Origin of the sequence: Psychromonas arctica, from assembly GCF_038155225.1 — a bacterium.
Lineage (GTDB): Bacteria > Pseudomonadota > Gammaproteobacteria > Enterobacterales > Psychromonadaceae > Psychromonas > Psychromonas arctica_B.
The window spans coordinates 15,243-30,409 of the sequence record NZ_JBAKBA010000014.1 but is presented as its reverse complement, the minus strand read 5'-3'; the positions used below and the strand labels follow the sequence as shown (position 1 = coordinate 30,409).

Below are 15,167 nucleotides of genomic sequence, written 5' to 3'. Positions count from 1 at the left end.
TGTGCTGTATGAACTGGTGCGTTAGGAAAGGCAATTAGCGTTTGGATAAGAAAGCGATTCGGTGGCCAGTTTCTTTGCACCCTTTCTTTTCTGGTAAAAGAAAGGGTGTCGCCGACAGGGTGAAAACACTGCTAATAACAATCAAACTGCCACAACGAGCGTAGACGAACTAAAACTCAAAACGGCTAAAAAATAGCGGGCTTAGATTTTTTGCCTTTTAAAAATACTTTTCCACAAAATGCCAAGAAAAACGATGCTCAATGTGGCTACAACTCCCCCACCGTTGAGCTTTCCCAAACGATAAATGACTTTCAGCAACAGCAAACAGGACGTTTGCTGTCAATTCATTCAGCACATGGATGTGCTGTATGAACTGGTGCGTTAAGAAAGATAATACCAAAAGAATTAATAAGGTGATCATTCTTGCTGGTTAAAATCCCCCCTAACTGCGTTGTGAGTTTTGAAGTGAGAACAACTATCTCCTACAACTCACGCCTTATTAGTGCTAATTTTTCCTGAGCAATCTCTGATCACTTATTTAATTCCATTGGTATAATTAGCGGTTGGATAAGAAAGCGATCCGGTGGCCAGTTTCTTTGTATCCTTTATTTTCTGGTAAAAGAAAGGATGTTGCCGACAGGGCGAAAACACAGCTAAAAATAACCGCGATACTTTGATTAGCGCAGATGTTCCCGTGTGAAAATGATAATTCAATCAATTATTAAAACAATATTACTTGCTATTTGCCTTGGTAAAGTAATAACAAATCAATTGATAGAAACGTGTCACGTGTATTGGCTTTTCACCTTGATAACGATGCAAGAAATAGAAGTTCCATGCCCTGCCTTGTACCTTAGGTAAAACATGTATTAATTGTCCATTAGCTAATTCTGACTGTGCTAGAAATTCAGGAAACAGTGCAATGCCCATGTCATGAATGATCATTTCTAAGACTGTGGTTAAGTTATTTGTTTTAGCATAATGAGGTAACGGGAATTCAAATTCATTTTTTTTCTCATCAAAAAATTTGATAACATCTTGCTGCCAAGGTGTGGCAATAAATTTGTGGTTTAATAAATCATCCATCACTACCAACTGACCATTTTTTTTGATGTAACGAGGTGATGCACAGAAAATTTCAGCTACTTTACCGATTGATAAAGCGCGATAATTACAATCTTGCAGATTGCCGCCAAAGATACTTGCATCCAAATCATGTTCAATCAAATCTTGCCACTTTCCAGTCACCACAATTTCAGGCTCGATTTGAGGATATTCAATACATAACTGAGCAACGGCTGGGATGATAATGTCTTTCTTAAAAAAAGGAGGGATTGATATTTTAAAGAGGCCACTTGGTTGTTCTTTCGCACTTTCTAATTCTTGAAAGGTAAGGGTTAATTGATCACTTAACAACTCACTACGTGTTAATAACCGTTCGCCTACAGGTGTTAACGTCATTCCACGCGTATTACGAGCTAATAATTGCTGTCCAACTTCTTTCTCTAATCGTTTTATTTGCTGACTAACCGCCGACTTACTGAGTCCTAATTGCTTCGCCGCAGCAGTATAAGATTGCCTTTTAGCAACCTCTGAAAATATTAATACTAATGGTGCTAATTTTATATTATTCATCGCATTGCCTATCTGATTGTTCAGATTATTAAACAGTTAGTTAATTTTATGGTTATTGTTAACTATCTCTTTTTTTCTTAATCTATGTCAACACCAATAACCTAAAAGGAAAAACAATGAAAACATTAATGATAGTAGACGTCATTGCATTAGATAAAACGAAACTAGCAGAATACAGTGCATTGGCTGCAGGTACGTTACAAGCATTCTCGGGTCATTTTATTGCAAAAGGTGCAATTGAAGTCATTCATGGAGATGCGGCATTTCAATCCAAAGCAGTGATTGAATTTCCAGATAAAGAAAGTGCAAAAAACTGGTATAACAGCGCTGAATATCAAGCCATTATTCCCTTGCGCGAGCAAGCAATAAACAGTCAGTTTCATTTAATAAGTTAAGTGAGATCTCAGGTTTTCACTAAACGATAAAGCTTTGTCGTAATAAACAAGGTGTTTGATGTCAGTTTATTCAGCGCAACAACGCGCTGGATGAACTTTTCATTAATAAATGAAAATATTTTATTAAAAACAATAACTTTAAAATTCAATCTACATCTAAGGTTGCTTAACGATGGGTACTTTGAATTTAGTCGCATATCGTTCAGCATAAGTCTAAGCGATGCTATCATTTGGCATCGCAATCGCTATTGAGCTATCATGATATGACTCTACAATGGTCGTTGCTCTATTAAACGAAAAACAGAACACAGACTATGAATAGCTGCTTTCAAACTAACAATCAATCAACCTTAAATATCAAAAAAAGCATAGGTTCTTGTTTCAATACTTTGTCTTGGTTTACCACTATCGCCCTGCCCTAATAACGGAAAAGCGGTATGCATGGCAAAGCGTGAATAAGAAGGGTCACTATCAAACCCTTTTATTAAAATGGCTTCTGTTCCATCCATTCTTGGATAGTAATACCATTTTTGATTGTTATTCTTTTTAAGGGCAAAAATCTCGCCTTGGTGCTTTTCTGTTGAATGCATATCGTTAAATGATATTTTCGCTTTCACTAGATCTTTTGAATCTAACGTTGAAAAGTCTAAAAATGCTAAGGGATCTTTCTCTACAACACCTGCAATAGAACGCCATACATTTATCTGGATCATTCTTTTCCCAGCAAAGCGTTTTAATATGGCTTCGTCTAATACTGATTGTGCCCTGATTGGCCCTGTTTCATGCGTGTAGTCGTTATGAACATGGTAAGCAGGATGACGATTAGAGTTTTTAATGCCACGGCGTACGGTATGGTCAAAGGCGAATACATCGGTTGCCCCAGTTTGCTTTTTAATAAGCGATTCAACCTGTGGGTAATAATCTGATTTAACGATTTCTGGCGTTAAGAAGTCAACTTCGTTTGGTGTAAAGCTGGCGAGTTCAAAACCTTCTTTGTCTAAACTAAAGGTTTGTTCAGGGTTGGCTAAGCGAGCATCAATCACTTCTGTTTCCTGAAAAATATAATCATCACTGTATTCTTGCTGTTCATCGAAGCCAGAGTAATTAATAACGGGCACCGCCGTAGATTCAGCTTTAATAAAATGAAGCTTTGTTTTCTCAGTCATGTAATCGCTCATACCCTTTCTCCAGAATAACATAAAATACAACCTACCATTAGATAGATAGGTTGCAATATTAGTCGTTCGCTGTCAACTTAATTTTTATAGAAAGTGTTTTCGGTTTGTTCTTCAATATAAAGAATAAAAAGGTAAGTAAATGAAAGTTAAGTAAAAAATAATAATTTATGATGATATTGAAAAGAGGAATCTTAATTTTTTAGGATCTATCTTTAAGACGTTAAGTCGATAAACTTAATTAGAGGAAGTTGCACTTAACGTATTAAATCGACGAATCATTAAGTGCAAATAAAAGGAGATTTATAGGTTATTTGGTCGCCAGTTTAAAGTAGCTATGGTCATTCAGCGCTTTGCTGATCATCATTGCGCCTTCTAACAAACTAACGGTTAAGATAGCAGCATGTGATGGTTCACTTTCACCGTTGGCAACATGTGCTTGCTCTAACCATGCTAAGTTTAAATCAAAGAATCGTTTTACTTCTAGGCGCACTTTGTCCGGTAAACTTTCATTTTGTGCGCCTAGCAAACCACATAAACACATTTTGTTATCGGTTAATAACGCGTTTCTAAATAATTGGGTGTAAACGTCAATAGGATTTTGATTGTTAGCCTTTATGTCGTCCACATCACCTAACGCACCTAAAAAGGCATTAGTGTATTGATGAGCCAATTCAGCGCCTAAATCTGCTTTAGTAGGAAAATGGTAATGAACACTCGCACTTTTAATGCCAACTTCATTAGCAATTTCTCGAAAGCTAAAATTATTATAGCCACCAAGACGAACTTTATCTTCAGCAGCTTTTAGTAGTGCTTCTTTTTTAGACATGGTTATATTTCCTATCAATGAACCTGAAATTATCAAGCAGTGCATTGCTATTTACAAGTATTATTACACATCACTGAATACTTGAAGCAATAATAATTAATGCTCAAAGTTGACTTATTATACGCTAGAGAATATAACTATCTACTGGTAGATATATAACATAGTGTATTTAAAAAAATATTAAGTAAGACTTTAGGGGAACAAGATGAAAATAGCGGCGGATTTTAGTCAACGTGCAGTTGTGCACAGTCAATCACAAGAGTGGATAGCCTCTCCAATGGTAGGCGTTAACCGAAAACCTCTGGATAGAGTCGGTGCAGAAGTCGCAAGGGCTACGACGATTGTAAGTTACGATCCTGGCAGTGAATTTACTGAGCATGTGCATACAGGCGGAGAAGAATTTATTGTACTAGAAGGTGTATTTCAAGATGAGCATGGCAGCTTTCCAGCGGGCTCTTATATAAGAAACCCACCACAATCAAAACATCAGCCTGGTTCAGAGCAAGGTTGCGTTATGTTAGTAAAACTTTGGCAGTTTCAACCTGAAGATAGAACCCATGTGCGGTTACAAATGAATAAGATGGGACAAGTACCGTTACCTAACCATAAAGGTGTGTCGATAACGCCTTTGTATAAAGATGAGATTGAAGAAGTGAGTTTATTGCATTTCGACATGACATCAGAATACACGTTAGACGCTTTAGGTGGCGCTGAATTATTTATACTTGAAGGCTCAATCCAAGAAAGCGATGATATTTTACTTAAACACAGTTGGTTACGTACTCCAGAAAAGACGAGTTTAACTATTAAATCAGGTAAGAATGGCGCTAAAGTTTGGGTAAAATCAGGTCATATTACGGATGTTGAAAATCAAATTTCACGCGTGCAAAATGCCTAACAACAGCGTATGCAGATCAATTAAATGCCCATATTAATCCGCATAAATAGTTGTTCTTTTTAACGAATCAACATAGCTTACTTATGGTTTGTAACTGGTGAGTTAATAACTGTTTGAATCAATGACGTTAAAGAACAACTACTTTCCTACCCACACGACGCTATAAAGCCCAACTCACTAGCTCACCAGCTCTGCTATTCTGTTATGTCCGCTATACTTATGTAACTAAACCTATGCAAATAAGCCTATGTAACTAAACTGGTATCGCTCCGTTTCCGTTATGCAACCCAGCGATATAAATTCAGCTATCTCAGCCCAACGATTACAACAATCCAACGTCACCTGCGCCATTGCTCAACAGTTATCACACCACCTCCTATAAAGACTAAAACAGCTATAGTGTTGACATACATATCGGTTAGCTTTGAAATAGATTTACGTAGAGTTGGATTAATATAATAAGGCTAAGTATTGCTTATATTAGTAATGCATAGATTAATAATGTTTAGTGAGTTTAATTATTTAACCTCAACTCTGGTTAATGAAAGCGGCATTATATTTAAAATCAGAAGGTATTATTTTTTATACCGATTACATTAAATAAGTGATCTAAATTTTGCACAGGAAAAATGACTTAGTTTAAGGCGTAAATTGAGCTAAATGGTTGTTCCCTTTACGAAATTTACAACGAAGAAATAAGTTATTTTAACAAGTAAAATAGATCAGTTAATTAGTGTGATTGGTATTACTATGCAGTGCCGTTAGTTTTGCGTAGTTCAAGGCGAATTATTGAAGCAATAACGGGTTATTGAGAAATAATTTAACGCAGAAATACGCGGAAATAGCGGTGTTGTATCGCTTTGCTTATCCAGAGTTGAGGTTATTCACGGTTGGGGGATTTTTTCTAGCGAACAAGCTAAGTCTATATTGCTTTAAAAAGGTGGTTTTAGATATGAGGTAAAGCTGTGCTTAGAGAAGGCAGAAAATGAACAAGGACGATGATCCTATCGGTTATATAAACTAATCAAATAGTTACACAAGCTATAAGAGCATTGGTCCTTGTACAAGGTGATGTAAAGTGACTCAAATTACTTTATATCAGCTACTTTAGTGCTGACTTATGTCATATGGAAGAAACAAAGTTTGTTTCCATCTAGGTCAAAAACATACGAACCATAGAAGAAGTCAAAACGTTGACCAGGTTCACCGGCACAAGTAGCGCCTAATTCAATCGCTTTATTGTAAAGCGCTTGTGCACCTTCAATTGAACCACCAGGGATAGCAATTTGTTGGCCATTACCACAACTTTGTTCTTTATTGTCGTGCGGTGTACACACAGCTAGCATCGCGCCACCAGCATCTGTTCCGTAAAACTTAATACGGTCCATTTCCATTACTCTTTTACCACCAACTAATTCAAGTAATGAATCGTAAAATGAAACTGCTTTATCTAAGTCTTTTGAACCAATCGTTGTATATCCAATCATTATCGTAATCCCTGTTTTAAAATTATAAAGTTGATGTTTAGTATGTAAAAAATATCAGCAAAAATAGCAGTCTATGAGGAGGTGCTTTACTTGCTAAGTGCCTATAAATTTATATACCTATCGGTAGATAGTCAATAATTATTTAAAAATAATATGACAATTAATGACAAAAAGTAACAATAACTTTAAGGGAGACGATTGGAAATAGTGGTATGGGATCAAATTTTAATAGGCTAAAAATAATTTAATTTATTATTAATTAACAAACGATTACACGTATTTACCTGACAATATAAAAAGGAAAAATCGAGATTAAAAGGCATTTTTAATTGATGATAAAGTGGGTGAATTTATTTTAAAAAATTATTTAAAATAATAATTAAAGTGAATAATTAAAGTAGAAAATTAAGCAGATTAAATATTAATAGAATAAAAAAGTAAGTAATAACATTATTTATAAAGCTATTTTATACGTCATTCTACAAGTCATTTTGTAAATAGATTGATGAGGAGAATAAGGTTCATTAAACAAACTAATAAACCCTATTACGCTAAAAAGAAGTACTTTTTAATGTTAATTTTTTAGGCTTGTTGCACCAAGTTATAACCATAGGCTAGGATAATTAATACTAAGGCACCTAATCCTTTTAGTAAGGTTTTCTGGTTTGCTTTAACGTCTACTTTACACAATTTACTAAACCAGAAGTGCCCTACAACGCCCGCTAAAAGTGCATAAATTAACGTGACTTGCTCTGTTTCTTTTACCACATCAAACGCACTATAAAAATAACCGATTAACTGACTCGTCAACGAAGAGATATAACCTAATGGGGTATGGGTTAATGCCATATAGGCAATAAAGAAAACAAAAATAGATAACGGTAGTCGGTATGGTAATAATTTAGATTGGGTCATGTTGTTCTTCTTTAATAAGTAAAATTTTTAATTGAGTCTAAACTGGCTAAACGGTTGTTTTTATTACTCAATAAATTAAGTGTAATAAGCGTTAATTACAATAAACTGATTTTAATATGTAAATAAGTTATTGAGAGATATTACAACACCCGCTCCCTTTTGTATTGATTTTACCTAATTTCTGATAAGCAAACTCACAATAACTTTAATGGGTAAAATTAACTTTTATTTTTATAATAACCAAGACCTATCAATTTAAGAAAATAAAACGATTTAACCTATTTATAAAGTTTAAGTATATTGTACGAAACAAATAGGGAAGTCTCATGAAACCAACACTAGAAAATAAATCATTTAATACACCAAACTGTCCTGCAACTGCACCGATTAAAGGCACAGCCTTAGTGGTTGAAGGTGGCGGACAACGTGGTATTTTTACAGCCGGTGTATTGGATAGTTGGTTAGCACAGGACTTTAACCCTTTTTCATTACTCATTGGGACGTCAGCTGGCGCTCAAAACCTATCAACTTATATGACACGACAAGCGGGATACGCTAAACGTTCTATCATGCAGTTATCGAGACACCCTGATTTTTTTAATATGAAGCGTTCTTTTTCAAAGCGTAACGCGATGGATCTTGATTGGTATTTTGACCGCGTATCCGAGCCTGAGTACCAACTGAATATGAATTGCGCACAAAATCAATTACAGGGTCGCCAACTGCTTTTCTCTGCCACCAATATGGAAGGGTTTCGTCCAGCGTTTCTTGAACCCACCGCTGACAGCTGGCTTACTATGTTAAAAGCATCAAGCGCTCTACCTTATTTATACAAAAAAGGGGTCGCGATTGGAGATGTGAATTACGTTGATGGTGGCGTTGCCATCCCTATTCCTATTCAAGAGGCTTATGATCGTGGCGCAAAGAATATCATTGTATTGCGTACAGCCCCTGCGAACCGCAGTATTCGTTCACCTTGGGCACACAAGTTGAAATCTTGGGTATGTAAAACCAACTCATGCCCTAAGGTGTTAGATATTATTACTGGTCATGAAAATGCTTACAACGACGCCATTAAATTTATTCATACTCCACCAGAAGATGCGAAAGTGATTGAGATTGCGCCACCACAAAAATTAGCAAGCAGCCTATTAGGTAGTAGCGATCAGGCTCTGATGGCCGATTATAAAATGGGGTATGAAATAGGGACTGCGTTTTTAGAGAGTCAGTCTGCCCAACAATTTAAAATACATTAGAGGTTACCTGTAAAGTACAGATGATAAAGTACAGGTGATAAAATACAGACGGTTAACCACTAAAAGATTAACTATCTGTGTTTGTATTGAGTAGAACAATAAGCTCTGTCTATATCTGGTGATCTTAATTTTAAGTGTTTGGTTTTTCTGCCCGTCACTCTACTGCGCCATAGCTTGAAGCTTCCCAACTTCAATTTATTACGCATAAAGCTAATTAAGGCTTTTTCATCTAAACCGAATTGATCTTCAATAGCTTCAAAAGGGGTTCTATCTTCCCACGCCATTTCAATCACTCTAGACTCTTCGCTATCACTCAATACCATTATCAACATCCCATTCAGTTTTCACTTAAAAACACTAATACGTTAATAACAAGATTAGGGTTTACTGCTTCTTTAATTTATATGGATTGTTTATATGAATTTTTATATGAATTAATTAAGCTCATGAAAGAGAAGTAAAACCACCAGCGATGTCTAATGATCTCCAAATAATCAAACGTAATAAACCTGTCATATTTCTGCTTTAGTCTAAAGCTCGTTTTACTTATACCCATTATATTAATAAGAGTTTTACATTTTACGCAGAAAAAATGATTTAGTTTAAAGCGTAAGTTTCGCAACGGTCTATCCCTTTACGAAAATAGCAGTGAATAAATAAATTATTTTAACCAGTAAAATAGATAAGTTAATTAGTGTGATTGGTATTGTTCCCCCCAATAAATAAGGCAATACGATGACGGATTTATTAGATAAAGAAACTGATTTTAGTAACATGATTGATGCACGTTTATCACGCCGTAGCTTCCTAATGGGAACCGCTGCGGTTGGTGCAGGTGCATTTCTAGCGTTAAACCCTGTAGCCAAAGCTATCGCTGCGAATATGGATAGTAAGTTATTAAACTTCATGCAAGTGCCAGCTTCTACTAATGATACTGTCATCGTTCCAAAGGGCTACAGCATCAGCAACCTTATGTCATGGGGTGACCCAATCTTTACCAATGCACCTGCATTCAATGCAAATGGTAAACAAGATTCAACAGCACAAGCAATGCAATTTGGTGACAATACTGATGGTATGAGTGTATTTCCATTATCAAAAGACCATGCCATTCTTGCTGTAAATAATGAATATACAAACTACGAATACCTATTTGATCATCAAGGCAAAGCAATGACCGCTGATGATGTTAAAAAAGCACAAGCTGCCTTAGGGGTAACTGTTGTTGAACTAGTGAGAAAAGACGGTAAATGGATAATGGATCCTAAAGGTAAAGTTAACCGTCGTATTACAGCCAATACTGAAATGCACGTAACAGGCCCAGCTGCAGGTCATGATTTATTAAAAACCAAAGCAGATCCAACGGGGAAAAAAGTACTTGGTACTATTAATAACTGTTCAAATGGCCACACACCATGGGGCACTTACTTAACTTGTGAAGAGAACTTTAATGGTTTCTTTGGTGCAGAAGAAGAAGTCGCACTGGATGACAACTACAAGCGTTACGGTGTAGAAGCAACTCAAAGTAAATATCAATGGCATAACTTTGATGAGCGTTTTGACCTTGCAAAAAACCCAAATGAACCAAACCGTTTTGGTTGGATCGTAGAGATTGATCCTAAAGATCCAACATCAACGCCATTAAAACGTACTGCATTAGGTCGCTTCAAACATGAAAATGCAGCTTTTGTTATCAATGATGATGGTCACGCTGTTGTGTATTTAGGTGATGATGAACGTGGCGAGCATATCTACAAATTTGTTTCTAAGCATAAATACCAAGCAGGCAATGACAGTGCTAACCGTCAACTACTGGAAGAAGGTACGTTATACGTTGCTAAGTTTAATATGCATGCCGACAAACTAGAGGGCGATGGTGAGTGGATTGAGTTAACTTACGGTAAAAACGGCTTAACCAAAGAAAATGGCTTTAATAGCCAAGCTGAAGTGATGATTTTTGCACGTAAAGCCGCAACACAAGTGTCAGCAACCACCATGGATAGACCTGAATGGATTGCTGTTCATCCAGATAATAAACATGTTTTCTGTACACTGACTAACAATAAAAACCGCGGTGTTAAAGAAGGTCAAGATGTAGATGGGCCAAACCCTCGTGCTGAAAACCACTATGGACAAATAGTACGTTGGATGCCGACTGATGGTAACCATGCAGACAATACGTTCAAATGGGATTTATACTTAATTGCTGGTAACCCAACGGTTCATAAAGGTGATTTATACGCAGGTAGTGCCAACATCAATGAAGATAATATGTTTAACAGCCCTGACGGTATTGGCTTTGATAAAGCAGGTCGTTTATGGATTCAAACTGATGGTAACTATTCAAACGAAGGTGATTTCGCAGGCCAAGGTAACAACCAAATGTTATGTGGCGACCCAATGACCGGTGAAGTGCGTCGCTTCTTAACTGGGCCAATAGGTTCTGAAGTAACAGGGTTAACTTTCTCAGAAGATCAAAAAACCATGTTTGTGGGTATTCAGCACCCTAGCGGTCACTTCCCTGCTGGTGGCGATAATAAACCTCGTTCAACGATTGTGGCAATCACAAAAGATGACGGCGGAGTGGTGGGCAGTTAAGGTTGGTAAGCGTTAACTGAACGTCTTACGAATAACAGCGAACAAAAAGGCATTAATAGATTCCTATTAATGCCTTTTATCTAATAGCGTTTATATTAATGGCTTTATGCCAATAAGTTGAGGCAATGCCTTTACAACGATACTTTTGTAGCAAAGCTTTTGAGCAAAATTTTTATATCAATCAATTAACGCAACAATCAATAAATCAACGGGTGACGTATTAACAAGCCCACCTACTGTCGGACTTAAACGACTCCAAAAATGATGATGATGTCCACATATAATTAAATCAATACCCGCCTCTTGTACAGGCCCTTCTAAACTATGCTTTATGTCACCATTAACTACGTATTTATGTTTCACTTTATAATCAATGCTGTCTGCTAACTTGTTTAACCTTGCGCTTAAATCATCAACACTATAGTGAGAAGATAAATTAGCCACATCTAAATCCATCAATCCAGTGAACCCAATTTCATTGATGACTTCATTAACATGCACTAGCGACAGATCAGCATGTAAAGGTTTTGCTAATTTAACTGCTCTATCAATAACCTGTTGGTTATCTTCTTCAAAATCAACGGCAACTAAAATATGACTATAACTCATCAGTATTCTCCTTAGTTAACTCTACCTTAATCATATTAGTCCTAAAACTTGCCTCAACATCATGCTTAGAGCACATTATTTGATAATTTTAGAGGTTTTTAAGGGATGGATGATTTAAATCAATAGTCCATTGAATCGCTAAGCGTGCGTTAAAAATTAGGTCTATCATTAAAGGTTAAGCTTATTATTTAGGATTAAGGTCTAACGTTAAGGCTAGACCTATTATTTATGCCCTAGGTCCAACGCTAAGAGTCAGGTTTAGATTTATTATTAACGATATTATCCAACTCTTTAGCAATCCCCTCTGCCGCCAACATACCGCGATTAAGAGACCAAAGTGCAGATGAGACTTCTACCATTTGATGGGTTTTGCTAATTTTTAATAGTTTAAATAATGGATTATGTTCCCAGCTTTCAAGTACAGTAACTGGCTTACTTCTTACGTAAAACAACCAGTCTGGGTTAACACGCAGTAATACTTCTAAGTTCGCTTGAATTAAGTGGCTGTCTTTTAAATCAGGCAACGCAGCTTTTAATCCGAGATAATTAAATAAACTACCAGTAAAAGATAATGGCCCATGCATCCACATTCCACGTTCATTAACCGTCGTAAATTGCATTGTCTCAGCATTATTGAATCGTAGGCGATAATCATCCATTAACTGTTTATGTTGCGCTATACGATCAAGCATTTCCTGCTCTTTACCGACGGCTTTACCAATAATTTCAGCTGATTTAAGTGCATCTAAATAACTTTCACCTCGACTTTTTAGTAAAATAGTCGGCGCAATTTTTGAAAGATCCTCATAACTTACTCGGTGTCGATAAACATCACCAATGATCAAATCTGGTTTTAGCCTAGCAATCACTTCTAAGCTAGGTTGTGAACGCATCCCAACTGACGTCCAAGGTTCTAGTAAATCTCGTACTTCTGGGATAATTCGCTCAGGATCTAAATCATCAGCAACGCCGATCGGTGACATGCCAATAGCCGCTAACGCATCAATAAAAGAATATTCTAATACGACAATACGTTTAGGCGCGCCAGGTAATACCAAGGTGCCTAACTCATGCTTCACTTCAATACTGGCTTGCACCGAAAATACGCTACAAATCAGTATCAACGTTAAAATTATTCGCTGAAAAACGGCTACCAACATAATTAGAATTTACCCGATAAACTAAAGGTAATATTACGTGGGTCACCTCCGTAAATACTACTATCTGAAGAACCTGCAATGTAATAGGTTTCATCAAATATATTTTCAACATTCAACGATGCACGATATTGCTTAATTTCATAATGCAGACCAAGGTCAAAAGTAGTGTAACCAGGTAGCTTAACGCGATCAGTAGAGTCCTCATCGGTATAACGAGAACTTTCATAGTTAGCACCTAATGTTGTGCCGACCGTCCCGTTAGCAATTTGGTATGGGAAGTTATATTTAGTCCAAACATATGCATCATGCAATGCACTTGCTGGAGTACGATTCCCCTCGATATTGTCATCTGGATTATCAGAGATTCGTGCATCGACGTAAGCATAACCTAGTTTAATCTGCCAATTTTCCACTGGCATCATTAACAACTCTACTTCCACACCTGTACTTTTAATGCCACCTAATAGCTCATCTTCACCAGTCACTAAATTTTCTTCAACAACGTTGGTCTTTTTAATATCGAAATAAGCAATGGTTAGATTAGTTTTATCATTAAATAGGTTAGTTTTAGCCCCAACTTCATATTGACGCCCTTCTTCTGGATCAAAGTTATCACCATTTACATCTTTGTCTTCAATGCTATTTGGGTTAAAGCTTTCTCCGTAACTTGCGTACAATGAAGTCGCTTCAGTTAGGTGATACACAATACCGCCTTGCGACACAAATGCATCACTTGAGCTAGAATCTGTAAATCCTGTATCGACTCTTTCAAAATCCACATCTTGACGTGAATAACGTAAACCCGCCATTAACGTCCAAGACTCATTTAAATAAATAGTGTCTTGAAGGTAAGCACCGTAGTTAACAAATTCAGTCACGCGGTGGTTTAAAGTGGTGTAATTACCTGTTCGGCTCGTTAAATCATCTGGGTCATAGAAATCAACATCGCTTGTCGGATTCGTTTGACGTTTAAAATCTCGCTCTTCGTACCCAACATTAACACCTGCTAGTAATTGGTGCTCTACACCACCCCACCATAAGCTACCTGTGGTTCTTGCATCAACAAAATGATATTGACGTTCGTTTTCATTATCGCGATCACGTAGCGTAACGGTATTTGTATCGTTATCTACGCTTCTTGTTTCATACACTGAACGCGTATCTTCATGCCACACACTTCGCCAATCCACGGTCACATCAAAATTATCCGTGACCATCGTATTGAAAGTCGCAAAAGCCACCAACCCTTTATCTTCAGCAGTATCATCAGCGGATTGGTAATGTGTATCAAAGGATGAAATTTGGTTGATATCATGATTTAACACAGCTAAACCATCATCAGGTACACGCGTTTCCGACTGCAGTTCTAAGCCGAAAGTCACTTCAGTCTCGGTATTCGGACGATAGGTTAATGTTGGGAATAAGTAGTAATTTTGAGTATCAACATCTTGACGGTATGAGTTAGTATCTTCAGCGCTCACAATAAAACGATATAACCACGTTTTTTGATCGTTAAGTGGCCCAGTTGCATCGACGGTCCCAGTAAAACTGTTATCCTCACCGAATTCACTTACCCCAGTGCTATAACTGTTACTAGAGACATCAAAACGAAGAGAGGCAACATCTTGTGGTTTTTTAGTGATGATATTAACTAAACCACCCGGTTGAATTTGACCATATAGAATAGATGCAGGGCCTTTTAGTATTTCTACTTGCTCAACATTTGCTGTGGTAGGCGACCCAAAACGAGAAGCTAAACCAGGTAAACCATTGACTTGGATAGAGTTAAGGTCAGAAGCAATACCACGTAAGGTAAAACTATTTGCGTTAGTCCCCGAACGACTTAAGCCAGTAGTGTAACCATAAGCATCTTCCAATGACTCAGCTCTAATATCTTCTAAAAATTGCTGATTAATAACGTTAACCGTTAGTGGCGTATCTAGTGGATCAACATTGCTTTTAGTCGCCGTGCTAACTTCTGGATTTAGATAAGAGTTTTGCTGACCAACAACAATCATGGTATCGAGTTCTGTTACTTCTTCAGCATAGCTGTACGATGATAATCCTAAAATCAGGACAAGACTTTGGGTGACAGGGTTAATAGCAAATTTCATTGAGGCTGCTCATTGTTATAGTGTAAGTTGAGAGAAAATCCGTTTACGGCCTTCTACATAAGATATTCGGGTTCATTTAGTTTATTGATGACCCCA

The 15,167-nt window shown here is 36.9% G+C and carries 13 protein-coding genes; 4 read left to right on the top strand and 9 right to left on the bottom strand.

Going from position 1 to position 15,167, the window contains the following annotated elements; translation table 11 throughout:
- Nucleotides 1-732: 732 nt before the first annotated feature.
- Nucleotides 733-1,635 (bottom strand): LysR family transcriptional regulator, encoded by a 903-nt coding sequence (locus V6255_RS07760; RefSeq protein ID WP_341627634.1) that lies wholly within the window; start codon nucleotides 1,633-1,635, stop codon nucleotides 733-735.
- A gap of 116 nt (nucleotides 1,636-1,751) precedes the next feature.
- Here V6255_RS07760 and V6255_RS07755 point away from each other — a divergent pair, with 116 nt between their 5' ends.
- Nucleotides 1,752-2,030: a DUF1330 domain-containing protein gene (locus V6255_RS07755; protein WP_341627633.1), complete on the top strand. Its 279-nt coding sequence runs from the start codon at nucleotides 1,752-1,754 to the stop codon at nucleotides 2,028-2,030.
- Between the two features lie 350 nt (nucleotides 2,031-2,380).
- Here V6255_RS07755 and V6255_RS07750 read toward each other — a convergent pair whose 3' ends face one another.
- Together V6255_RS07750 and V6255_RS07745 are read right to left on the bottom strand one after the other, a co-directional pair.
- Nucleotides 2,381-3,208, bottom strand: a complete 828-nt coding sequence (locus tag V6255_RS07750; RefSeq protein ID WP_341627632.1) for a CmcJ/NvfI family oxidoreductase — start codon at nucleotides 3,206-3,208, stop codon at nucleotides 2,381-2,383.
- A gap of 307 nt (nucleotides 3,209-3,515) precedes the next feature.
- Nucleotides 3,516-4,034 (bottom strand): TetR/AcrR family transcriptional regulator, encoded by a 519-nt coding sequence (locus V6255_RS07745; RefSeq protein ID WP_341627631.1) that lies wholly within the window; start codon nucleotides 4,032-4,034, stop codon nucleotides 3,516-3,518.
- Between the two features lie 205 nt (nucleotides 4,035-4,239).
- Here V6255_RS07745 and V6255_RS07740 point away from each other — a divergent pair, with 205 nt between their 5' ends.
- Nucleotides 4,240-4,932, top strand: a complete 693-nt coding sequence (locus tag V6255_RS07740) for a cupin domain-containing protein (RefSeq protein WP_341627630.1) — start codon at nucleotides 4,240-4,242, stop codon at nucleotides 4,930-4,932.
- 1,118 nt (nucleotides 4,933-6,050) lie between these two features.
- Here the strand turns inward: V6255_RS07740 and V6255_RS07735 are convergent.
- A complete protein-coding gene (locus V6255_RS07735; RefSeq protein ID WP_341627629.1) occupies nucleotides 6,051-6,419 on the bottom strand; it encodes a VOC family protein in 369 nt (122 codons plus the stop codon).
- 582 nt (nucleotides 6,420-7,001) lie between these two features.
- Nucleotides 7,002-7,334, bottom strand: a complete 333-nt coding sequence (locus tag V6255_RS07730; RefSeq protein WP_341627628.1) for a hypothetical protein — start codon at nucleotides 7,332-7,334, stop codon at nucleotides 7,002-7,004.
- Nucleotides 7,335-7,660: 326 nt separating this feature from the next.
- Between V6255_RS07730 and V6255_RS07725 the strand changes: the two genes are divergently transcribed.
- Nucleotides 7,661-8,590 carry a patatin family protein gene (locus tag V6255_RS07725; protein ID WP_341627627.1) on the top strand — a complete coding sequence of 310 codons (930 nt, stop codon included), beginning with the start codon at nucleotides 7,661-7,663 and terminating at the stop codon, nucleotides 8,588-8,590.
- Nucleotides 8,591-8,661: 71 nt separating this feature from the next.
- On the opposite strand, the gene V6255_RS07720 is transcribed toward V6255_RS07725, so the two are convergent.
- On the bottom strand, nucleotides 8,662-8,913 hold the full coding sequence (locus V6255_RS07720; RefSeq protein ID WP_025563365.1) for a TIGR03643 family protein: 252 nt from the start codon (nucleotides 8,911-8,913) through the stop codon (nucleotides 8,662-8,664).
- A gap of 412 nt (nucleotides 8,914-9,325) precedes the next feature.
- Between V6255_RS07720 and V6255_RS07715 the strand changes: the two genes are divergently transcribed.
- Nucleotides 9,326-11,188 (top strand): PhoX family phosphatase, encoded by a 1,863-nt coding sequence (locus V6255_RS07715; RefSeq protein ID WP_341627626.1) that lies wholly within the window; start codon nucleotides 9,326-9,328, stop codon nucleotides 11,186-11,188.
- Nucleotides 11,189-11,365: 177 nt separating this feature from the next.
- On the opposite strand, the gene V6255_RS07710 is transcribed toward V6255_RS07715, so the two are convergent.
- From V6255_RS07710 to V6255_RS07700, 3 genes are all read right to left on the bottom strand, one after another.
- A complete protein-coding gene (locus V6255_RS07710; protein WP_341627625.1) occupies nucleotides 11,366-11,797 on the bottom strand; it encodes a universal stress protein in 432 nt (143 codons plus the stop codon).
- A 245-nt stretch (nucleotides 11,798-12,042) separates the two neighbouring features.
- Nucleotides 12,043-12,957 carry a Fe(3+) dicitrate ABC transporter substrate-binding protein gene (locus V6255_RS07705; protein ID WP_341627624.1) on the bottom strand — a complete coding sequence of 305 codons (915 nt, stop codon included), beginning with the start codon at nucleotides 12,955-12,957 and terminating at the stop codon, nucleotides 12,043-12,045.
- A 2-nt stretch (nucleotides 12,958-12,959) separates the two neighbouring features.
- Complete coding sequence (locus V6255_RS07700) at nucleotides 12,960-15,071, bottom strand: TonB-dependent siderophore receptor (protein ID WP_341627623.1); 2,112 nt, start codon at nucleotides 15,069-15,071, stop codon at nucleotides 12,960-12,962.
- Nucleotides 15,072-15,167 lie beyond the last annotated feature (96 nt).